The following is a 430-nucleotide window of genomic DNA, read 5'->3' on the forward strand; positions in this document are numbered from 1 at the left end:
CCGCGCGAGCGGTAGGCGACCGCGCTCGCGTCGGCCGCCTCGGCGGCGTCGATCAGCTCTCGGTACGTCGCGATGGCGTCCTCCTCGGCGTCGAGCACGCCGTTGATGACGGCCAGCACGTCGGTGGAGTCCTCGGGCGGCTGTAGCGACTCCTGGCCGGCCGTGAACTCGGCGGAGCCGGGCGGCCGGGCGTCGAGCTGTTTGAGCCGCTGGCTGAGCTGTTCGGCGTGGCCGAGCTCCTCTTGAACGTCCTGTTTGAGGCTCTCCTTGATCTCCTCGGCGCGGACGCCGTCGAGGACGATCGCGTTCGTCTGGTAGTTCATCACGGTCTCGATCTCGTCGGCGTACGCCGTTCGGAGCAGGTCGACGACTCGGTCGGATGACATGCCTCACGCTACGCCCGGGGGGTCGAAAGGCGTTCCGGCGAGCG

At 69.3% G+C, this 430-nt stretch carries 1 protein-coding gene; it reads right to left on the minus strand.

Translation table 11 applies throughout. From position 1 onward, the window contains the following. The coding region (locus EXE42_RS16995) for a ferritin-like domain-containing protein (protein WP_137707062.1) at nucleotides 1-386 on the minus strand (386 nt) is incomplete at its 3' end. Nucleotides 387-430 lie beyond the last annotated feature (44 nt).

Source organism: Halorubrum sp. SP3, assembly GCF_005435195.1.
Lineage (GTDB): Archaea > Halobacteriota > Halobacteria > Halobacteriales > Haloferacaceae > Halorubrum > Halorubrum sodomense.